The following is a 445-nucleotide window of genomic DNA, read 5'->3' as shown; positions in this document are numbered from 1 at the left end:
AATTGTTATTTCATAGAACGCATTTTTTATTTTTGCAAAAAAACTTCCTTCCTGAACATTGTTTCCAGCAAAAACCGGTTTTTCGAGAAGAACCTTTTTATCTTGTAAAATTTGAATGACACCAACTGGTTGCCCTAAAATAATGGGAGCTTTCAAGGGACCACGATATTTAATTTTTGCTTTAACATCCACTTTTTTTTCATTGGAAAGCATAAACCGTATCGGCCCTTTAACAATCAGTGGCACAGAGTTTTGCTCCCCACCATAAACAGAAGCATGACCAACCGTTTCTCCTTTTGTGAAAATTGTTTTAAGATCAAAAGCTGTCATTCCCCATTGAAGAATGTGTTCTACTTCTTTCGTATAGTCTTTCTTCTTTTGCAAACCATTTATTGCTAAAAAAAGACGTCGATGATTTTTATAAACAGTAGTAACTATTGAAAAA

Annotated in this window: 1 pseudogene; it reads right to left on the bottom strand. The window is 33.7% G+C overall.

What is annotated here, in order from left to right:
- Positions 1-445 (bottom strand): annotated as a pseudogene (locus ACFIO5_RS11355) (D-alanyl-D-alanine carboxypeptidase); the annotation flags it as partial.

The organism is Bartonella sp. AA86SXKL (assembly GCF_042196885.1).
This window is presented reverse-complemented; position numbering and strand designations above follow the sequence as displayed.